The following is a 21785-nucleotide window of genomic DNA, read 5'->3' as shown; positions in this document are numbered from 1 at the left end:
CCTCAATTCCACAATCCTTTATATATGCATATTATATCTTCTTTCTTTACTTCTCTTCTTGTATTTTGTGGGCTTCCACTAGCTAGTGCATCTTCTGCCATTTTGTCTAAGCTATTGAAAAATCTATTTTTATCTACTCCAAACTCTTCTAAACTTTGTACATGTAAATCAAAGCACAGCTTTCCCACTTTATCTATAAATGCCTGACCAGCCTCTATATCACTCATTCCGTCTTTATATATTTGAACGGCTTTTGCAAGATCACAAAACTTATCAGGAGCACCAGGTAACGCAAACTTTAAGCAGTCTGTAAGAAGCATTGCATTAGAAAGGCCATGTGGCACATGAAAAAGAGCTCCTATTGGTCTACTCATGCCATGTACTATAGTAACTGAAGCGTTATTAAATGCTATTCCAGCTTGAAGTGCTGCTATGGACATTTCTGTTCTTGCTTTAACATTAGTTCCATTGTTATAAGCTTCAAGCAAATTATTAAATATCTTTTTTACGGCAGAAATTGAAAACATTTCAGACATAGGTTGTGCAAGTTTTGATGTATATGACTCAATTGCATGAGTTAATGCATCAAGTCCTGTTGCAGAAGTAACACTTTTTGGAGATGTCATTGTAAAAATAGGATCTATGACTGCAACAGTTGGAATCAAATAAGGTCCTTTCAAAAGCATTTTTATATTTCTATTGGTATCAGTTATTATAGTAAATTGAGTTGCCTCTGAACCTGTTCCTGCTGTTGTTGGTATAGCAACCAGTGGAGGTGTTTCTTTTTGTATTACTTTTCCTAGATAATCATTTATATTGCCAGAATTAGTTATCATTGCTCCCACAGCTTTTGCTGTATCAATAGGACTACCTCCCCCTAATGCTATTAAGAAATCGCAATCTTCCTCTTTATATTTCTTAATTCCATTGTTAACCATAATATCAGTAGGTTCACCATTTACTTCATGATAAATAAAAAACTCTACATTTTCTTTTTCCAATAAGCTTGTAACATTGTTCACACTTCCTAATTTCATCATAACATCATCTGTTATAATTAAAGCTTTACTACCAAGTGATTTTATTTTTTCACCTGCTGTATTTAAAGCTCCTTCTCCTGTGAAAGCATACCTTGGCATCAAAAATAAATTACTCATTTATTCACCCTCTCCTCATTATATTTATCACTGCATCGTTATATTATAATTATATTATGGTTATATTATAATTATGTATTGATTATTTCATAATTATGTTTTGGTTATATTGTAATTACGTTTGGTTATATATTATCACTGTGGCATTACGTTGTCAATAATTCCCACGATTTTTTTGATATTTTTTTATTTTTATTGTATTCTTAGCAACTTTATGAGTATGTTTTGGCTATATTGTAACTAAATCCACCAATTAATTGTTTACTTTTATGAATTTTAATGTATAATATATAGTATAAAGACTTGAACTTACTCAATAGTAATAAAATTTCAAATTACATCATAAAAACATTTATTCTACACAATAAATATATTTATGAGACTTTGTCAAAAGGAGAAAGCCTATGAAATCAACGAGAATGAACCAAATAGAAGAGTATGTTTTAGAAAATGATACTGTGACCCTTGATAAACTAACTGATATTTTTAAAGTCTCTAAAAATACTATAAGAAGAGATATTCAAGAGTTAATCAAAAGAGGAAATATAAAAAAGGTATATGGAGGAGTATCTGTTAACTTCAATTCGCTAGTACCTTTTAATGAAAGACAAATAAAGAATAGTTTTTCTAAAACCTTAATAGCTAAAGCAGCTTCAAATTTTGTTAATGATGGAGACATAATATTTATAGACTCTGGCACAACCACAGTAAATATGGTGGATTTTCTAAAGGATAAAAACAATCTAACTATAATAACTAACAATTTAATTTTCATCACAAACTCCACTAAATATGAAAATTTAAATATAATCTCTACTGGAGGTACCTTGGTTAGAGAAACCAATTCTTTTGCAGGAATAGATTCACTAAATTTGCTCAAAAATTATAATATAAACAAAGCATTTATGGCCACTACAGGTATATCAACAACTAATGGAATTACAAATTCTTCTCCTCTTGAGGGAGAGATAAAAAAAATGGCTGTAAAAAAAAGCAATAAGGTATTTGTACTAGCTGATTATTCAAAATTCGATGTTTGCTCTTTAATAACCTATTGTAATTTGAGCGATATAGACTATTTAATAACAGATAAAACTCCACCTAGTGAATATGTAGACTTTATTAAAAAAAATATGATAAACCTAATCATATCTGAATAAACTATTTTTATCAAATTAATGAAGTTAAATAAATAGCCATCAACTTATTGAAGTTGTCCATCTTAGTTTAACAACCTCAACTAAGCCGATGGCTTTCTTTTAGGTAGGAAAATTTAAAAAAGCTCAATCTCCTACTTTAAAAAGGAATGTATTTATACACTGATGATCAGTATACTTTTTTAACCAAATCACAATTAACCAGCACCGTAGTATCAAACTTCCTCACCGCATTTTCAAACTGAATTTCCGTAACCTCAGCAGTCATATTTACTATCTTTCCTCTACCAAAAGCCATATGCTCCACGATATCTCCCTTTTTAAAGGCAAGTTCTACTCCGTTTTCTTGAAGTTTACATTCTGCTATAAATCTCGAGGGCTTTCTCACACTACCCTTTACCTCATTTGTTATGCAAAGCCACAAGTTATCTATTGCCCTTGTAATTCCAACATAAAAAAGTCTTCTTTCCTCTTCAATATTATCTGGAATACTATTTTTATGTGGAATGTTATCCTCCACGCAGTTTACTATAAATACATTTTTAAATTCCATACCCTTTACGCCATGTATAGTACTTAAAATTACTCTATCTTCATCCCTACAAAATCTACCCTTCTTCATCGTCTCTGCTACTTTATCAACATGGACTAAAAAAGTGATTATAGTACTGTAACCTTCACAAGAACTTTTAAATTCCTCCATTATATCATTAAGCTCATTTACATCAATTCCATACTTTGTTGAATACTCTTTTACATAATCGGCATATCCCAAGTCCGAAATAATATACTGCACCGCACTTAAAAGCGACATCTTATTTAATGAAACTATGTCCTTTTTAAGCTTATCTATAGCGTTCAGTTGAAAAACAGGAATATCATCTATGTCCTTTAATGCATCGAAACAATTTTCCTTATAAGTCCCTCTTCTAATTTTTTCAAGTGCAAGTTTACTAATATATCTAAAAGGTTTATTTATTATCCTAAGAAAACTTTCTCTGTTACATCCATCTATGCTGAGTTTTAAATATGCGATTAAATCCTTACATATAAAATGTTGAAAAAAATTATACTCTCTGTCTAAAAATGTAAAAGGAATATTTCTTCTTATAAAACTATCAATTAAACTTCTACTTTCCACATTAGTTCTATAAAGCACAGCGATGTCAGAATAATTACACCCCGATGCCGCCTTTATCTTATGTATTTCCAAGGTTATTTTTTCCGCTTCACCATTTTCATTTTTACTATTAATAACAGTTATGTTTCCATTAGAGCTCTTAAATGAATTTATATCTTTTGAGTTTCTCATAATGTTATTACCTATAAGTTTCTTTGATATTTCAATAATATTATTTACACTTCTGTAATTAGTATTTAAATACTCCTTCTGTCCACCATTAAATATATTTTGAAACTCCACCATACATTCAGGTTTTGAACCTCTAAAGGAATAAATGCACTGATCCTCATCACCAACTGCATATATGTTACTTGTATCATTAAACATTTTAAGAAGTTCTATTTGAAGCGAATCTACATCTTGAAATTCATCTACTAAAATATGCTTAAAAAGCTTGCCATAACCTTGAAGAAGCTTTTTATTTTCCTTAAATAATTTTATGCATTCTATCTGTAAATCATCAAAATCCATAAGTTCATTTTCTTCTTTATATCTATTATAGCCTTCAACACATTCCTTAAAAACCTCTAAATCGACATGGGATTTAAAATCGTTTATAGCTTCCTGCCTGCTTTTCATCAAAGATATATCATTTACAACTTCTTTTATTTTATCATCACTTATTTCGTCCATATACTTTAATAAAATACCTCGAATAAGTCTGTACTTTTCATACTCCTCAATTATTTTTATGCTTCCCTTGTATCTTTTCAATATTTTATAAAACAAGCCATGAAAGGTTCCAAAAAAAGGTGTATACTTTTCTCCATAAATCTTAATATACCTTTCTTTCATATTTTTAGCTGCGGCTTTAGTAAAAGTTATAACAATGATATTTTTAGGTGATATCCCTCTATTTTTTATCAAATATGCAGTTCTATTTATTATAACAAGCGTCTTTCCAGAACCAGGCGCTGCAACAACAAGTATATTCTTTTCATTTGCAATAACTGCATTCTTTTGTGAATCATCTAATTTGTATTTCATAATTTCTCCTTATAATATATATTCTACATTAATTATGTGCATTTTTTTCATTTTAGATAACATATGTGCTATTTTTTAATAGTTTTTTATTTTTTTATATTTTCTATTGACATACTACTCGTCAGTAGTAAAATTTAAATAATTATTTTATATTTGTATATAAGAAAAGCAGTTTAATTATTAACTTATATATTCTGAAAGACTCATCCATGCTAAGTCTCTTCACAAATATATAAGTTAAATTTTATACTCGTTTTTTCTTTAATACAATTATAACATTTATGAAAAGAGGGCTATTATGGACAAAAAAATGAAATACGGAAATTTAGAAATAGATATTCCGGTACATGAAAAAAACGTAATTCAAGTAATAAAAAGCAATAAATTTGAAGTTACAAAATCAGAAGATCAAATTATACAGGATGCAATAGAACACCCAACAGATAGTGCTAGATTAAAAGAATTAGTACATTCTGGGGAAACTGTTTGTATAGTCATACCAGATGTAACAAGAGCATGGCAAAGAACAGATAAGTATCTTTCTCACCTTGTAGACGAAATAAATGCTGGTGGAGTGCAAGACAAGGATATAACTTTTTTATCCGCTACAGGAACTCATAGAAGACAAACAGCTGAAGAACATGAAAAACTTTTAGGAAAAGAGCTTTCTAAAAGATTTAAGGTAATTGATCATGACTGCCTTGACAAAGATAGCTTAGTTTATTTAGGCAAAACCAACTATGGCACACCAGTTTCAATAAATAAAATAGCATTAAATTGTGATCATATCGTTATAACTGGTGGAATAATATATCACTTTCTAGTTGGCTGGAGTGGCGGTAAGAAAACTATACTTCCAGGGATAGCTTCTTATGAAACAATAATGGCAAATCACGCTTTGTCCTTAAGCAAGGATTTTGGAGGCGGGACTTACCCAACTGTTCGTTCTGGAAACATAGAAAATAATCCTGTACATATAGACATGCTTGAGGCTGCAAGCTTTGTAAAACCTGATTTTATGTTTAACGTAGTAGTAGATAAGGATGGTAATATTGTTGGTGCAGTATCCGGGAATTACATATCTGCACATGCTAAAGGACGTCAGATGGTAGATGATAAGGACGGTGTTAACATATCTAAAAAAGCCGATATTACCATTGCCACCGCTGGAGGATATCCAAAAGACATTAATTTATATCAATCTATAAAAACCATGATAAATGCTAGAACAGCAACCAAAGATAATGGTACAGTCATAATTTTATCTGAATGTAGTGAAGGTCTTGGCGGCGACGAAGAAATGCAATCTATGCTTTTGAACTTTGATACCTCAGAGGAAAGGGAAAAGGATCTTAGAAATAAATACAGCATTTCAAAATACGTTGGCTACTATTTCTGCGAAAGTGCAGATAAGTTCAATGTCATTTTAGTATCTTCTTTAAATCCCGATTTACTTAAAAGGACAAACGTAACCGTTGTTAAAACCATAGAGGAAGCTTTAGAGCTAGCTTATAAAACAAACAGCAAAGATGCCGCAATCACCCTTATGCCACAGGCTGCTAACACTCTCCCTAAGATTAAGGTAAGTAACAATGCTTTCTAACATTAAAAAAACTCTATAAATTTAAGGTGGAAAAATCGTAAAATCCTAAGATATTTTAATAACTCGCTAAATGCTTGGTTACAATATCCTTAGAATATTCTTTGTATATACAAAAGTATTGTAATAATAACGATATGGTATTAAAATATATAATAAACATGCTCGCATGATTAAATGTAGGGCATGCTTGTTTAAAAATAAATAAACTATGATTAGCCTATTTAGTTTATGATGGGAGATTTTTTTATGGAATATAGAAAGAACTTTGATGTAAGAAATGAACGTAATCTAACTATGCTTGTTGATTTTTACGAACTAACTATGGGAAATGGATACTTAGATAAAAAACTTGGAAACAAAACAACTTATTTCGACATGTTTTTTAGACAAATCCCAGATAACGGTGGATACTGCATAATGGCAGGCGTTCAACAGCTAGTAGAGTATCTGTCAGCTTTAAAATTCACTGATGATGATATAGAATATTTAAGAAGCAAGGGTGATTTTTCAGAGGAATTTTTAACTTATTTATCAGATTTCAAATTTTCCTGTGATGTATGGGCAGTTCCAGAAGGCTATCCTGTTTTTCCAGGTGAACCTATTGTAACTGTAAAAGGTCCTGCAATTCAGGCACAACTTGTTGAAACCATGGTACTGTTAACTATTAATCATCAAACTTTAATTGCAACAAAAGCAAATAGAATATGCCGTGCTGCTAAAGGACGACCTGTTATGGAATTTGGTTCTAGAAGAGCACAAGGTTATGATGCTGCAATATATGGTGCAAGATCTGCTGTAATAGGTGGCTGCAGCTCAACCGCATGTACAATTTCTGAGCAGATGTTTGGTATAAATGCTGTAGGAACAATGGCACACAGCTGGATACAGTTATTTGATACTGAATACGAAGCTTTTAAAGCTTGGGCTGAAGTTTACCCAAATAATTGTCTACTTTTAATTGACACTTATAATGTGCTTAAGTCTGGACTTCCAAATGCTATAAAGGTTTTTGATGAAATATTAAAACCACAGGGAATAAGGCCTGCTGGAATAAGAATAGATAGTGGAGATATAACTTATTTGACAAAGTTATGTAGAAAAGCACTTGATGATGCTGGTTATGAAGATGCTAAGATTGTAATTTCAAATTCCCTTGATGAGCACATAATTGAAGATGTTCTTACACAAGGTGCCTGCATTGACAGCTTTGGTGTTGGTGAAAGGCTTATAACAGCAAAATCAGAACCAGTTTTTGGTGGTGTATATAAGCTCGTTGCTGTTGAAAGCAATGGTAAAATAATTCCCAAAATTAAAATAAGCGAAAATGAAGCTAAAATAACAACTCCCGGCTTTAAAAAGATATACAGAATTTTTGACAAAAAAACAGATAAAGCTGTAGGTGACTTAATAGCTTTAGATGATGAAGTAATAGATGAAGGCAAGCCTCTTGTAATATTTGATCCAGTTTATACCTGGAAAAAGAAGAAGCTTACAAACTATTATGTAAAAGATTTAAGAGTTCAATTATTTAAAGCTGGAGTTCAAAAATATGAAAATCCTGATGTACTTGAAATAAGGGATATAGCAGAGAAAGAAACAGAAAAGCTTTGGCCTGAAGTTTTGCGTCTTGAAAATCCTCATACTTATTATGTTGATTTATCTTCAAAGCTTTGGAACTTAAAGCACAATTTACTTCAAGGTTACTCTGATACCTTTAATGAGTAAAAAGGTTAAGAAATAATATTTCAGAACATTAAATAAAATTAATAAATCTAGAGGGGTACATTTTAAAAGTTCTAATTCTTTTCAAAATGTACCCCTAAGATTTATAGAATTTTATTTAAACTGTTCTTTCAATACTATTCCTTAACCTACCCAACAATCAAGGAAAATTTTTCTCCGTTTTACTAAGAAAAATAAACCCCAAACTTTTATAAGTTCAAAAACTTTTCAACTATATTTTTCATTTCATCTTTCTTACAAGTGTTTTTGTGGAGAATTTCTCTTTCTTCTATGCCACGTATTCCTGCTGGTATATCTGAATTCATTAAAGCACTCATTTTTTTCATAAGTTCAAAACTATTGCAGTTTAAATATTTATCATCTACCGCTTCCATTACTGCATTTGTAAATTTATATGGGCTTGCTGTTGAAGCTATTACAGTTTTTGTACTGTCATTCTTCTCATCTTTATATTTTTCATACACACTGTATGCCACTGCTGTATGAGTATCAATTAAATAATCATTCTCATTATACATTTTTGATATTGCCCTTTTAGTCTCTTCTTCTGTAGCATATCCTCCATAAAAATCCTGAAGCTTATCACTCATCTCACTTGTTATTTGATATTTTCCATTTACCGAAAGTTCACTCATAAGTTGAGATACCTTCTTAGGAGTTCTACCGCTAACAAGATATATAAGTCTCTCGAGATTGCTTGATATAAGTATATCCATAGATGGTGATATTGTAGTTACAAATTCTCTATCCCTATCATAAACTCCTGTTTTAAAGAAATCAAAGAGGACTTTATTATCATTTGAAGCACATATAAGCTTATTTACAGGAAGTCCCATGTTCTTTGCAAAATACGCAGCAAGTATATTTCCGAAATTTCCTGTTGGAACAACAAAATTTACTTTTTCACCACACTCTATCTCTTTCTTTTTGCATAAGCTTCCATAAGCATAAAAATAGTAAACAATTTGAGGAACAAGTCTGCCTATATTTATTGAATTAGCTGATGAAAACCTATAACCATTTTCCTTAAGTTTGTCTCCAAATTCCTTGTCAGTAAAAATTTTCTTAACGCCACTTTGAGCGTCATCAAAATTCCCCTCAATACCTACAACATGAGTGTTTGAACCTTTTTGAGTTACCATTTGCAGTCTTTGAACTTCACTTACACCATCTTCTGGAAAAAACACTATAATTTCAGTATCCTCTACGTCTGCGAATCCTTCAAGTGCTGCTTTTCCAGTATCTCCAGAAGTAGCTGTCAAAATAACTATTTTATCTTTAATATTGTGCTTCCTCGCTGAAGTTTTTAATAAATGTGGAAGTATTGAAAGTGCCATATCCTTGAAAGCAAGCGTAGGACCATGATACAATTCAAGAAAATAAGCATCATCAGTCTTCTTTATAGGTGCTATTTCTTCTGTATCAAATTTAGCATCATATGCTTTTTCTATGCAGTTTTTAAGTTCTTCTTCAGCAAAATCTGTCAAAAAGCTGCTCATTACAGTATATGCTGTTTCTTTATAGTCTAGTTTTGAAATTTCTTCAATAGTGCATTTAAGCTTAGGGATTTCATTTGGTATAAAAAGTCCACCGTCTTCTGAAATTCCCTTTAAAATTGCTTCTGAAGCAGAGACTTTAGTTTCACTTCCTCTTGTACTACTATAATAAATATCTTCCATATTAAAATTCCTCCAAATCTATTGTATGTTTTCTATTCTTATTATGTTATCCACACATTTTACATGAGCCGAAGCATTTATCTTCTCTATAGCTCTATTTATATTCCCTTCAAATGTAGTATGAGTAAAATACACTACAGATGTAAACTCTTCACGTTTACCTTTTTGCATCACTGAAAGTATGCTTACATCTTCTTCTCCAAAGATTGTTGAAATTTCACCAAGAACTCCTGGTAAATCCATGACCGAAATCCTTATATAGTATTCACTTTTAGTGTTTGCCATCGGACTAGGCTTTATATTCCAGTAATTGTTTTTAACCGCACTTATAGCCTCTACATCTGTATTTCCTCTTAATATTGATATTATATCAGATACTACTGCGCTTCCTGTTGGAAGGTCTCCTGCGCCCCTTCCATAGAGCATCATATCTCCAACTGCATTTCCTCTTATAAATATAGCATTAAATGAATCATTTACACTTGCAAGTGGATGCCTTTCTGGAAGCATTGCTGGATGAACTCTCATTTCAAGCTTACCAGAAACTTCTTTTACTATAGCTATAAGTTTGATAACATACCCAAAATCCTTCGCATATTTTATATCTATTGGTTTTATGTTTGTTATTCCCTCTCTATATATATCCTTTATATTAATTCTTGTTCCAAAGGACAAGGAAGTTAGTATAGCAAGCTTATACATCGCATCATATCCTTCAACATCAGAGGTTGGATCAGCTTCAGCGAAACCTTTCTCCTGTGCTTCTCTTAAGGCATCTTCAAAAGTCATATTTTCAAATGTCATTTTTGTAAGTATGTAATTTGTAGTACCATTTATTATTCCTATTACCTGTTCTATTTTATTGGCAGTCAAACTTTCATTTATAGCATGTATTATCGGTATACCACCTGCAACACTAGCTTCATAATAAAACATTACCCCCTCATTTTCTGCCTTTGCAAATAGTTCATCACCTTCCGTTGCAAGAAGCATCTTATTTGCAGTAACCACATGTTTTTTATTTTTCATAGCTTCTAATATATATTCCTTCGCAGGCTCAACTCCACCCATAAGTTCTACTACTATTTCAATAGAATTATCTTTTAACACATCATCTGGATTATCTGTTAGAAGCTCCTTTGGAACATCGATTCCTCTATCCTTATTAACATCTCTTACTAAAATTTTTTCAATTTCAATATCATATCCAGATCTTTTTCGTATCTCCTCTTTATTTGTATTTAATATCTTCCATACACCTGTTCCTACATTACCTAAACCCAAAATACCTATTTTAACTTTATTCACGTCAACCAAGCCTCCTAAATATACATGTAATAAATGTTTATTTATAACTTATTATATATTAACATGTTTAGTGTCAAAATACAATTGTTTGCCCAACATCTACAATTTTTATTGAGCCATCATTGATAGTATTAAGTCTTTTTAACGTTTCATTATCATCATCTTGAGCTAAAATATATGTTTTATAGTGTATTGGAATCATTTGCTTTGCTCTCATCATTTTAAACATTTTAAAGGCCTGCTCAGGTGAACAATGCATCTTTAAAAACTCATCTGGTTTATAACATCCTACTGGCATAATTGCTGCATCCACTTTTATATCCTTATATACTGTTGTATAAGCAGTATCTCCTGCAAATAAGACACTTTTTTTATTTCCTTTAATAAGGTATGAATTACTGTCCTTGTATCCAAAAAAATAATATCTTTTTCCATTATGATTAGCTTTTATAGCATCAACCTCTATATTTCTATCCTTATAAGCTTCATTTTCACTAAGCACATTTACTTTTTTAAATCCTATAATTTTTAGTGTCTTTTTAACTCCTCTTGAAGTTATAACAGTAGCATTCTTATCAAGTCCTGCAAGAACACTATAATCAAGATGATCCATATGTCCATGGGTTATGAGAATGTAATCTATTTTTAGATTTTTTAAATTCACAGATGGTTTTACAAGTCTTTTCATGTAACCTAAATGTTTCGTAACAGGGTCTGTCAATATAATTTTGCCTTCCATGTTTATTATGGTAGTTGCATGCCCAACCCATTGAATTGAATTTGTAACTATTTTTTCAGATTTAGGCCTTACTGGCTTTTTCAAATAAGCTTTAAGATTCCTTTTATTAAGTTCAAATATATCTCTAGTTTTCATAATAACTTTAGATTTACCCATATAACCACTTTCCCTTGATTTTTAATAAAGATAAACTGCCTAAAATTCAAACTTCATTGTACATTGAATTTTTAAGCAGTTTATTTGAAAGCTGTATTTAATAAATTTATATATTAATAGATTTTTTCTCATCGAAAGCAACTTTACTTACTATGTCTGGAAACCATATTGCTATTTCTCTTTCTGCATTCTTAAAATTATCCGAAGCATGTACTAGATTTTTTGTTCTATCATCGGCATATTTTCCTCTTATACTTCCCAATTCAGCTAGATTAGGGTCCTTATTCCCATTAATTTTTCTAACTATGTTTATTGCTTCTTCTCCTTCTATAATCATTGCACATAATTTTCCGCTTGTAATATAGTTTATCAATTCCTCAAAATAAGATTTACCCTTATGCTCCTCATAATGCTTTTCTGCTGTTTTTCTACTGCATTGAACAAGTTTTAACTCAACTATATTGAGATCCTTTTGTTCATAAAAACTTATTATTTCTCCCATTATTTTTCTCTTTATTCCATCTGGTTTTATTAAAACTAATGTTCTCTCAATCATAAAAAACACCCTTTCAAATATTTTTCCAGGCATACAACTATAAAATTTAAATGAAAATTTACACTATTTTTTAGTTATTCTATCCACATATTTAATATATATTCCTAATTATTAAAAATTGGCACCAATGTATTTTTTATAATGTTCAATTATATCATTTTCATCATCTTTCATTGAAACATACTCATATAAACCTGCTGAAGTGTTTTTACTTGATTCTAACCTTTTAAAGGGACATAAATTATGATTACCCTTTTCTTTAAAAAAAACACATTCCCTAAAACATTCCACCTTTTCCTCAGTTGTGGTTAAAAATGGACAATCATCCATAGCACATACCCCCCTATTGCTAATCCAAAAAATAGAAATTAATTTTATTTATTACATTATACAGCCATACAAATCAAAATTAAAGTATTTTCTTAATTTTTAGAAAACTATTTAATAGTAAAAATTAAAGAGGGCATAAACCCTCTTTAATTTGATGAATATTTCCATTCAATTTTATCACCTTGCTTAAGTTTATAACCACCGCAGCCAACTTGTGGTGAATTTCCATTTACAAAATATATCCACCCACTATTTTTTCCATGCTCTCTTTCCCTTATTCCAGATATCGATGAAATATATAAAGCATATCCTGAACCTGTGCTTTCAACTGGTATTCCCTTTGACCTCAATGCATCTAACGTAACTTCTCCAACAGTTTTTCCATTTACATCAATATATGTCGAAAGAATTGTCTTGTTATTCAAAGCATCTACTACAGTGAGATTAGGCTCCTCACTCGGCTTAGGTGAAATTGGTGACGATACACCAGTATTACTAGTACTACTACTTACACTTTTATTACTAGTATTACTGCTCTTATTTACAGCACTTGACTTATTACTTACAGCAGTTTCTTTACTATTATCAGTACTTTGTTTTTCCTTTGTATACTTTTCATCACTTGACGTTTTTGTTTCTATTTGTGAAACATCCTTAACCGGAGTACTTTTTACTTGTTTTTCCTTAGCTTTATTTACAGCTGTAATCTTTTTAGAAATATTATTAGGCTTGTTATCTTCCAAATTATTTCTTAACGCATTGCCACCTAAAATTAAAACTAAAGATAAAACTATTATTGAAATACTTAAAACTATCTTTTTCTTCAATATGATCCCTTTCTCCCCTTAGAAATATATCCTATAATTTTTTTAATTTGAATTAGTATATATGCCCTTTTCTGCAGTATACCTATTATACAAAAACCTATTGCCATAAGAGCTATTCCCATTATAAATAGCAACTTGAAATCAAAGAAATATCCTGTTTTAGGAAGTGTTCCTCTAAAATCTGTACTTCCTTTTAACACTTGATTTTCACTTACATTTTTAGAATTATTTACATTAGTATTAGTGTTGCTTGCCCCTGAACTAATTGCTACATTATACACTGGTAATTGAGCAGCATTTATGTTACTTTCATAATAATTATAGACACCTTTGCTTTTACTAAATTCATTAAGTGAAAAAAGAGCTCTAAATGCTTCCTCAGTTGAAAAGTCATTTCCTTCTTCATCTTGAAGATTGTGCTTATAATGTCCATCTGAAGTTTTATATGAAAGAAGAGCACTAACTAAATTTCCTTTTGGCTTTTGAAAATTAACTTCTCCACTTGAAATTTTAGTGGTACCATATGGATCAACATTTACCGATAAAAGGCCTATTATAGCAAAAGCATTTGTTTCACTTGAATCTCCATAAGTTCCAGGTATATACCCACTGTCGTTTTCAATGTCATTTAAATGTTTAATAGCTGAATCTACAGCCGAAATAACTTCCTTATCGCCAGAATTATAATAAGTAGATAAAGCAGAAATAGTAGCTCCTGTCATATCTGCATCTGCAGTTTTAGTTGAAGCATCATAAGACCAGCCTGCAACATTTCCATTATCATCTTTTATAGCATTTTGAAGTATATAATTTTTAAGTGTATCTTTTTTTATTTTATAATTTTCATCGTTTATATTGGCAAAGTTATACGCCATTAGCCCATAAATAGCATCATTGACGAGAAAATCATCTATATTTCTATTATAAAGTTCAGATGCTAAGTTTATTCCTGCAAAGTTATATGGTGTATATCCTGCTGCTGTTAATCCTATTATTAGCTTTTCAATTTGAGTATTATAATATTTTGATATTCCATTTTTATTTATGTTATTTAAGGCATCCGTTATAAATTGCTTATTTATGCTGCCCTGCATTCCAGTTTTATAAAAATCTAGTGCAGCCCACTCATCAGTGTAATTCTTTACTACATTTTCTGTAAGCTTCATTTCATTTTCGATATTAAAGTTGCTATTACTGTTATTATCACCATTGCCATTTTGTGTATTGCCTTGCCCATTTCCGTTACTCGTAGTATCTTCTTTTGTAATATTAAATTCAAATCTATCTGCTGCAACTTTAGGTATTGAAGTATTACTATAATCGCTTAAGTCCAAATAGTAATTTCCTTCCTTAAGCCCACCACTTATATTTATTGTATTTTTATCTAAGGAAACTGGCACTTCATCTCCATTTTCGCTGATAACTTTTGCAGTTATATTTTCAATTGGAGTAGTAACAGTTTGGTTTGTATTCCAGTCTAAACTTTTATTGTTAATTGAAATAGTAACAGGTTTATTCGCTTGTTTTGTTGAAAACTCTATATCATTTGCAAGATAAGTAGTTCCCCAAAGTGAAAAGTACACCAAAAGCTCATCCATACTATCTAAATTTGTGTTATCAATAGAATTATCAGGACTAACGTAAGTTCCATCTGATTTTTTAATTGCATACATCCACCCTGAGCCTTTTTGAACATCATTGGTTTTTAAATCGCCTATGCTATCTATAAATTTTCCATACTGTCCATCAGGAACGCTATATTTTATTCCTTTACTATCTAAAACATCTTTCATAGCTTCTAATGCATTATGTTGCTCAGTTACACCACTTGCAATTTGACCCTGAGTACCATCAACAACAACCTTTATTGTTGTTACATCAGCCTTTGCAATTAAAGGTGAAGCACTTAGCGCATATGCAAAGATAATAATAAAACTTAGTAAGCAGCAAATACACTTACCCATAATTTTTTTTAATTTCATGTCTTTTCCCCCTCTTTTATATATGTTACTTTCATTTTCTTCTTAAATCTAAGAAGTATTTTATAAAATTTATCATAAAACACAATACAAAATACAAAATTACCTACTGCATGCATTACATCAAAGGTAATTCCAGATGCGTAAGCCAAAAATACAGTTTTTATATTTATAGGCCTTATGAAGCCTAGGACATGCCATAAATTCATTATCCAATCAAACATAAATCCATATAAAAAACATATCACAGAAAATAGTTCAACAGATAATTTTTTATCCTTTTTACCAATAATACCAGACAAATATCCCACAATCCCCCATGAAAACATCTGCCATGGTGTCCATGGTCCTTGACCTAAAAATATATTAGATATGAAGGCTGTAGTACTTCCAATGAGGAACCCCTCAAAAGAGCCAAAAACGATTCCTGAAAGTGCCACAATAAAAGTTACAGGCTGAACATTTGGTATAGCTGCCAATACAACCCTAGAAGCAGCTGCAAAGGCAGAAATCCCTCCAATAAGCGCTATTTCCTTTGTGCCCATATAACTTTTTTCAAAATAAAAATATGAAATAATGACAATACAAAAAACTATCAAAGTAATTATTAAAGGAAAATAATTTTCTCCTCCATACTTAAATGCTATTGCCATAAGAAAAAGAACAAACATCATTATCAAAAAAGAAAGCAATCTTTTCATTATAATGCATCTCCTTTTATGTCCTCAATGACAAAAACATTTGGCTCCACATCCCTAAACAGCTTATTTATGTTTGTTGTATAGTATATTCCATCTTTAAGTACATCATATTTACTACCGCTGCTGATTACCTTTCCATCAAACATTAAAATAAAATTACTACAAAACCTAGCTGCAAAATCCAAATCATGCGTAATCATAATTATAGTAGATCCATTGTTATTTAAAGTTTTAAGGATGCTGCCCAGCTTATACTTTCCTTCTTCATCAAGTCCCCTTGTAGGTTCATCCAATATTAAAATTTCTGGTTTAAGTACAAGCACTGAGGCAATAGCTGCCCTTTGTTTTTCTCCTCCGCTTAAATCTCTAGGATTTTTTGATTTAAGCTTATATATATCAAGTTCTTTTAAAGTATGGTCTATTAAGTTGTCATCATTTATTCTATAATTGTTTAATGTAAATTTTAACTCATCATAAACCGTATCCTTTGATAAATAATCATTTGGGTTTTGTGATACATAACCAATTTTAATTCCTATATCTTTAAATTTTAATTTTTTTACTTCATGTCCTAATATTTTTATGTTCCCATTATAATTTACAAAACCCATAATCGCCTTAACCAACGTACTTTTTCCTGCACCATTAGAACCTATAATTGCATTAAAGCTTCCACTTTTTATATTTAAGTCAATATTGTTATTTGCCGCAATATCTCCATATTTGCAGGTCACTTTTCTCATCTCAATAGCACAGTCTTCTCGCACTGAATTGATTTTTTGCTCATCTAAATTAGTTATGGAAACTTCAGATTTACTTAAACTCTTTCTAAGGCTTTTAAAACTTTGTGGCATTTTTTTTCTTCCTAAAATTTTAGAAGCCTTTAAATATGATGGCAAAAAACTTTTCACCTCATTTAAATTATCACTGTACATTTTCACTTTATCTCCATAAAAAACTATTCTTCCATCCTTCATAACAGCTATTTTATCTGCAGCATCAAAACATCTATCTATTCTTTGCTCTATTAAAACAACTGTAATGCCAAGTTCACTGTTAATTTTTTTTATGAGATTTACAATTTCATCTGAAGCTTCTGGATCCAGCTGCGAGGTTGGCTCATCAAATACAATAATCTTAGGCATATATGCTAAAGCCGATGCTACTGCTACCTTTTGTTTTTCTCCTCCAGAAAGTGTATTTATAAGCCTATCTCTTAAATGTAATATATTACAAAACTGCATGGTTTCAATTACTCTTCTTTTTATAACTTTGCTTTCTACCCCAACATTTTCAGGTCCAAAAGCTATTTCTCTAAATACTCTATCCATTAAAATTTGTTTTTCAGGATCTTGAAATACCATTGTTACATAAGAGGCCCTTTCCCTTTCAGAAAGTTCGTTTAATCTCTTTCCGTTTATTATTATATTTCCTCCTATTGTCCCTCCATAAAAATTGGGAACTGCACCTGTGAAACATCTCCCAAGAGTTGACTTTCCAGACCCTGATTTTCCACAAAGAAGAAGTATTTCCCCATTATCAATTTCAAGATTTATGTCACAAATGCTTTTATTTTTTTCGTCAGGATAGGAATAATTTAAATTTTCCACTTTTATGTAAGACATATCTTTTCTCAACTCTCCACTCTGCTTAATTTCAATTTTTTGCCTACTAAGATTAAGCTTAATAAGGTCATAACTGCAAATACATAGACAGATGAATTTAAAAATGAACTTTTATTTATACCTTGAGAATATATATCAAATTTATCTAGCTTTAACAAGTGTACTACAATAAAACATGTTAAATAGCTTGAATATATAATCATTAATATATAATCCTTTTTATGAAACTTTTGCTTTTCATACATAGTTCTTTTTCCACTTAAAAATCCTCTTACATATGAAGTTTCAGCTATATTAAAAAAAGTCTCTAAGGAGTCCTCCAAAAGCACTGATAATATTTCCATATTGCTTTTTACTTTGTCTTTTAAATTTCCACTTTCAAATTCAACGCCTCTAACTTTATATATCATTTTTATGCTTTTTAATCTTTCTTTCATTGCAGGAAAAAACTTAATACCAATCATCATAGCTAAAGTCGTTTTAGGCATTTTACTTAAAAAGTATGACACTGCTGCATCTGAATCTATAAGAATACCTAAGAATATAAATATGTATATTACTACTAAAAGCTTAAAGGTAAGTGTAAAAGCATAAATAACTGATTCTAGGGTAAAATATCTTCCAGAAATGCTTAAAAATACAAAACTTCCTTTAGATACAAAAAGCATATTTATTATTATATTTATGGTCGCTAGTGGTACGAAATATATAAATCCATTTTTTAATTTTAAAATTTCATGATTTCTAATAAAACCTATTATTATAAAAACAAATATACAAAATATTATGAGTGGATTATCTTCTAAAAAAATTATTATAAGCAGTACCAAACACAAATTAACAGGACTAATAACATGAATTTTCTCCAAATTTACCACCTTTAATTATTAAAAATATATTGACAAAAAAAACAAAAGAACCCTAAGGTTCATAATACAACAAAAAGCCGCTCACAGCTATTTCTCATAAAAACCTTAACCTTCCCTCCGAAGGTGGAATTACCATAATGGAAAAACCAACTCAACTATTAACTTATGTATATCGCTGATAATTCAATATTTTCACGATGTATAAATTAATTTTTAAGTTTCAAGTAGTTTATCTTTAATATAAGATATCCTGGCTTTCACTTCATCCTCATGATTTACCTTCCCCAAATTAAGATAATTACTATAGAAATCACCTTAAAAATGAGTGGCGTTAAAGATATACTCATTGAAACCAGCTCAAGTAAAATCTATATATGTACCATAATTCCTTAAAAATTAGGATTTTAGAACATAAATAGATTAGTTTTACGGTGGTTCCACCATATACCTACAAATCATTCGTCTATGATTACAGTAGCGGGGGCTGCTGTGGCATATACCACATTCCCTTATATTAAAGCTAATATTAAATATTAAGCTTATGTTACCATATATATTTTTTTTTTTCAAATATATATATAGTGAGTTTACTTAAACATTTAAAACACCAAAATTGTTCAAGTACTACTCTTTAGTTCACAGTTAATATAAATTTATGCTTTAAAAATTTTATTTTTTATTTTATAATTTTACTATAAAGTATTATATGGAGATGATATTATGAAAAATAAAATACTAAACATAATTTTAACTTTACTCATTTGTATCATAATTGCACCAGCCATTCTTTATGCTCTTTTAAGCACATCATCTTTTGAACATATAGTATACTTAGTCCCTAAAAAAAATATTGTTACAATGTATATATTTGTAAGTTTGTTAGGGCTAATTATATATAAAATATTAACATATATAAAAAATTCAATACTATATAGAATAAGTAAAAGCCCAGTTATACGCTCTGAAATTATTTCTATCGAAAAAGTTTCAGAAAAATCACTTTCACTTGGATTTGTAGAAATAGGTTATGATTCTGAAGATGTTTATGTAGTTAAATTTAAGCATAAAAATCAGCTAATCAACATAACCATCCCAAAAGATGATGTAGAAAAAGATTTGCCTAAAAATGAAAATCCATATATAGAGTATCAATATATAAAGTGTATAAGATTGTTCAATAAATTTAAAAATATAAAGGTTCACACCAATAAAAATAGAGTATAATTTTCTAGTTTAAGGATAAACTTATAGTAAAGTAAACAAAATCATATTTTATTCACTTTACTATAAGGAGCGATTTTCATGAATGTTACAACTATATCTTTATCATATTGGTTCTTAGGAATAGCTTTAATTGGAATTTTATTTTCAATATATTTTAAATCGTTAGTTACAAAAACTTCTCCCGGAAATAAATCCAGAGATAAAATTTTAGGTACTATGAAGGATCCTATGTCTTGGCGTCAAAAAAATAATATGTTATCATATATATCCATATTTTGGACCGTTGTTTCTTTAATACTATTTATATATTTAAAGTTTTTATCTACTGCTGGTTTGCTTCCAGCTTATTATGTATTCGCATATGTCGCTTTAATTGCAATCTCATTGCTTTTCGTAAATGTAAAAAACAAAAGTGCGGAATAATTCTAAGCTTTGTTTTAAATAAGTATTGGCTTTACACTTATTTAAAGCAAAGCTTTTTATCACTCTTAGCTATATTTAAAAAATGTTGATATTATATTACGAGATTTATGCACTTTTAGAATTATTGTTTCAAAAGCTATAATTTTATTATATTTTTGAAACAATGTTTTTTTTACTACTTCCATTATGATATACTTTTTATATAATTTTAAATACTTAAATAAATGGAGCGATGACATTGAAACACAAATTTTTATCTACCTTAATAAGTTTTACATTATTATTTTCTATATCTTCAACTGCATTTGCTGCTGCACCCACCTCTTCGGAGCCAAACATAGTTGGAAAAACTGCTATCTCAATTGATGCAGATACTGGCGAGGTAATTTATTCTAAAAATTCAGATAATAAAATTTATCCAGCAAGTACTACCAAACTATTAACTGCTCTTTTACTCGCTAAAAATAAAAAACCTACTGATATATTAACTTATTCAAATAGTGCAAAAGAGCAGCCAGAATTTTCACTCAACAAAAATATTCATCCTTTAAATGTAGGAGAAAAAATTTCTGCCGATAGCGTTATGCAGGGACTTTTAATTTACTCTGGAAATGATATGGCATATGTTATTGCGTCAAACTTATTAGGAAAAACAAATGATTCCACTGATGAAACAAAAAACAACTTTTCATCCATTATGAACAAAGAAGTACAAGCTCTTGGATTAAAAAATACACATTTTGTTACTCCAAATGGCCTTCATGATGATAATCATTACAGCACTGCTTATGATATGAGTAGACTTGCTAAAGTAGCCTTTGAAAATAAATGGATATATGACACTATTTCAAAACAAAAATCAACTGTATTTACTGAAGACAAAGTAAAATTTCCAATAACAAACACAAATAAAATAATAGACCCTAAACAGCCAGTTTATGATAAAACTTGTATAGGCGGTAAGACAGGTTCAACTTCAAATGCTGGCAAATGTCTTATAGCATTATATAATAGGAACGGCAAAAGAATAATAGGTGTAGTAATGAAATCCGTGTATGATAGTCAAGATCTTCAAGTATTTAAAGACATGGAGAATTTAATAAATTACAGCTATGAGAGTTTACCTACAACACTTTATAATAAAAATACCCCTTATAGTTCAATAAAGGTATCTTACAAACTTTTTAAATTTTTCGGACCTGAAAAAACAGCTAATATTAACTTAACTTTAAATAAAAACATAATTTATTATAAAAACCAGCTAAACGACAGCGAAAAGTCACTTAAGCAAAGCGTTTCCAGCATAGATCCTTGGAAGCTAAATTCGAATAGCGCAGTTGGATCAGTAACTCTTAGTGAAAGAGGAATCACCAAAACTTATAAATTATATTCATCCATTTCTACAAAGGATTTATTAGCTGCTAACAAGCTTTTATATGGATTTAGCTTACTTTGCATAATCGCAGTAATTGGAATTTTAATTACTATAATTTACAAAATAGCTAAAAGATCAAGAAGCAAAAAATCATACTTTTAATC

At 30.0% G+C, this 21785-nt stretch carries 18 protein-coding genes and 1 riboswitch; of the genes, 6 read left to right on the top strand and 12 right to left on the bottom strand.

What is annotated here, in order from left to right:
- Nucleotides 1-2 precede the first annotated feature (2 nt).
- The gene (locus tag LQK79_RS07360; RefSeq protein WP_231016081.1) at nt 3-1157 is read right to left on the bottom strand and encodes an iron-containing alcohol dehydrogenase; all 1155 of its coding nucleotides are present in this window, start codon (nt 1155-1157) and stop codon (nt 3-5) included.
- A gap of 404 nt (nt 1158-1561) precedes the next feature.
- Here LQK79_RS07360 and LQK79_RS07355 point away from each other — a divergent pair, with 404 nt between their 5' ends.
- A complete protein-coding gene (locus LQK79_RS07355) occupies nt 1562-2317 on the top strand; it encodes a DeoR/GlpR family DNA-binding transcription regulator (RefSeq protein WP_053241389.1) in 756 nt (251 codons plus the stop codon).
- Between the two features lie 166 nt (nt 2318-2483).
- Here LQK79_RS07355 and LQK79_RS07350 read toward each other — a convergent pair whose 3' ends face one another.
- Nucleotides 2484-4484, bottom strand: a complete 2001-nt coding sequence (locus LQK79_RS07350) for an ATP-dependent helicase (RefSeq protein WP_231016080.1) — start codon at nt 4482-4484, stop codon at nt 2484-2486.
- Nucleotides 4485-4779: 295 nt separating this feature from the next.
- Between LQK79_RS07350 and LQK79_RS07345 the strand changes: the two genes are divergently transcribed.
- Nucleotides 4780-6087, top strand: a complete 1308-nt coding sequence (locus LQK79_RS07345; RefSeq protein ID WP_231016119.1) for a lactate racemase domain-containing protein — start codon at nt 4780-4782, stop codon at nt 6085-6087.
- Between the two features lie 246 nt (nt 6088-6333).
- Complete coding sequence (locus tag LQK79_RS07340; RefSeq protein ID WP_053241387.1) at nt 6334-7812, top strand: nicotinate phosphoribosyltransferase; 1479 nt, start codon at nt 6334-6336, stop codon at nt 7810-7812.
- A gap of 206 nt (nt 7813-8018) precedes the next feature.
- Here LQK79_RS07340 and thrC read toward each other — a convergent pair whose 3' ends face one another.
- The 10 genes from thrC to LQK79_RS07290 form a co-directional block, all read right to left on the bottom strand.
- On the bottom strand, nt 8019-9509 hold the full coding sequence (gene thrC / locus LQK79_RS07335) for a threonine synthase (RefSeq protein ID WP_231016079.1): 1491 nt from the start codon (nt 9507-9509) through the stop codon (nt 8019-8021).
- A gap of 18 nt (nt 9510-9527) precedes the next feature.
- Nucleotides 9528-10817 (bottom strand): homoserine dehydrogenase, encoded by a 1290-nt coding sequence (locus tag LQK79_RS07330; protein WP_053241386.1) that lies wholly within the window; start codon nt 10815-10817, stop codon nt 9528-9530.
- Between the two features lie 73 nt (nt 10818-10890).
- Nucleotides 10891-11712 carry an MBL fold metallo-hydrolase gene (locus tag LQK79_RS07325; protein ID WP_231016078.1) on the bottom strand — a complete coding sequence of 274 codons (822 nt, stop codon included), beginning with the start codon at nt 11710-11712 and terminating at the stop codon, nt 10891-10893.
- A gap of 106 nt (nt 11713-11818) precedes the next feature.
- A complete protein-coding gene (gene ndk, locus LQK79_RS07320; RefSeq protein ID WP_231016118.1) occupies nt 11819-12265 on the bottom strand; it encodes a nucleoside-diphosphate kinase in 447 nt (148 codons plus the stop codon).
- Nucleotides 12266-12379: 114 nt separating this feature from the next.
- Nucleotides 12380-12598 (bottom strand): hypothetical protein, encoded by a 219-nt coding sequence (locus tag LQK79_RS07315; protein WP_053241384.1) that lies wholly within the window; start codon nt 12596-12598, stop codon nt 12380-12382.
- 146 nt (nt 12599-12744) lie between these two features.
- Nucleotides 12745-13425 carry a DUF4430 domain-containing protein gene (locus LQK79_RS07310; RefSeq protein ID WP_231016077.1) on the bottom strand — a complete coding sequence of 227 codons (681 nt, stop codon included), beginning with the start codon at nt 13423-13425 and terminating at the stop codon, nt 12745-12747.
- Nucleotides 13422-15407: a DUF4430 domain-containing protein gene (locus tag LQK79_RS07305; protein ID WP_231016076.1), complete on the bottom strand. Its 1986-nt coding sequence runs from the start codon at nt 15405-15407 to the stop codon at nt 13422-13424. The genes LQK79_RS07310 and LQK79_RS07305 overlap by 4 nt, the downstream gene beginning before the upstream one ends.
- The gene (locus LQK79_RS07300; RefSeq protein WP_231016075.1) at nt 15404-16105 is read right to left on the bottom strand and encodes an ECF transporter S component; all 702 of its coding nucleotides are present in this window, start codon (nt 16103-16105) and stop codon (nt 15404-15406) included. Before LQK79_RS07300 ends, LQK79_RS07305 begins: the two co-directional genes overlap by 4 nt.
- Nucleotides 16105-17730 carry an ABC transporter ATP-binding protein gene (locus LQK79_RS07295; protein ID WP_053243281.1) on the bottom strand — a complete coding sequence of 542 codons (1626 nt, stop codon included), beginning with the start codon at nt 17728-17730 and terminating at the stop codon, nt 16105-16107. The genes LQK79_RS07300 and LQK79_RS07295 overlap by 1 nt, the downstream gene beginning before the upstream one ends.
- 8 nt (nt 17731-17738) lie before the next feature.
- Nucleotides 17739-18599: an energy-coupling factor transporter transmembrane component T family protein gene (locus LQK79_RS07290; protein ID WP_231016074.1), complete on the bottom strand. Its 861-nt coding sequence runs from the start codon at nt 18597-18599 to the stop codon at nt 17739-17741.
- A 243-nt stretch (nt 18600-18842) separates the two neighbouring features.
- Nucleotides 18843-19109: riboswitch (cobalamin riboswitch) on the bottom strand.
- A gap of 210 nt (nt 19110-19319) precedes the next feature.
- Between LQK79_RS07290 and LQK79_RS07285 the strand changes: the two genes are divergently transcribed.
- From LQK79_RS07285 to LQK79_RS07275, 3 genes are all read left to right on the top strand, one after another.
- Entirely contained in the window at nt 19320-19823 is a 504-nt protein-coding gene (locus tag LQK79_RS07285; RefSeq protein ID WP_231016073.1) for a hypothetical protein, read from the top strand.
- A gap of 78 nt (nt 19824-19901) precedes the next feature.
- On the top strand, nt 19902-20246 hold the full coding sequence (locus LQK79_RS07280) for a hypothetical protein (protein WP_053241380.1): 345 nt from the start codon (nt 19902-19904) through the stop codon (nt 20244-20246).
- A 238-nt stretch (nt 20247-20484) separates the two neighbouring features.
- A complete protein-coding gene (locus LQK79_RS07275) occupies nt 20485-21783 on the top strand; it encodes a D-alanyl-D-alanine carboxypeptidase family protein (protein WP_053241379.1) in 1299 nt (432 codons plus the stop codon).
- Nucleotides 21784-21785: the final 2 nt, after the last annotated feature.

Source organism: Clostridium guangxiense (assembly GCF_021043395.1).
Taxonomy (GTDB): domain Bacteria; phylum Bacillota; class Clostridia; order Clostridiales; family Clostridiaceae; genus Clostridium_S; species Clostridium_S guangxiense.
This window is presented reverse-complemented; position numbering and strand designations above follow the sequence as displayed.

Coding starts and splice junctions, on each gene's coding strand:
- LQK79_RS07360 (WP_231016081.1), bottom strand. CDS start 1,157: ATGAGTAATTTATTTTTGATGCCAAGGTATGCTTTCACAGGAGAAGGA.
- LQK79_RS07355 (WP_053241389.1), top strand. CDS start 1,562: ATGAAATCAACGAGAATGAACCAAATAGAAGAGTATGTTTTAGAAAAT.
- LQK79_RS07350 (WP_231016080.1), bottom strand. CDS start 4,484: ATGAAATACAAATTAGATGATTCACAAAAGAATGCAGTTATTGCAAAT.
- LQK79_RS07340 (WP_053241387.1), top strand. CDS start 6,334: ATGGAATATAGAAAGAACTTTGATGTAAGAAATGAACGTAATCTAACT.
- thrC (WP_231016079.1), bottom strand. CDS start 9,509: ATGGAAGATATTTATTATAGTAGTACAAGAGGAAGTGAAACTAAAGTC.
- LQK79_RS07325 (WP_231016078.1), bottom strand. CDS start 11,712: ATGGGTAAATCTAAAGTTATTATGAAAACTAGAGATATATTTGAACTT.
- LQK79_RS07315 (WP_053241384.1), bottom strand. CDS start 12,598: ATGGATGATTGTCCATTTTTAACCACAACTGAGGAAAAGGTGGAATGT.
- LQK79_RS07305 (WP_231016076.1), bottom strand. CDS start 15,407: ATGAAATTAAAAAAAATTATGGGTAAGTGTATTTGCTGCTTACTAAGT.
- LQK79_RS07300 (WP_231016075.1), bottom strand. CDS start 16,105: ATGAAAAGATTGCTTTCTTTTTTGATAATGATGTTTGTTCTTTTTCTT.
- LQK79_RS07295 (WP_053243281.1), bottom strand. CDS start 17,730: ATGTCTTACATAAAAGTGGAAAATTTAAATTATTCCTATCCTGACGAA.
- LQK79_RS07285 (WP_231016073.1), top strand. CDS start 19,320: ATGAAAAATAAAATACTAAACATAATTTTAACTTTACTCATTTGTATC.
- LQK79_RS07280 (WP_053241380.1), top strand. CDS start 19,902: ATGAATGTTACAACTATATCTTTATCATATTGGTTCTTAGGAATAGCT.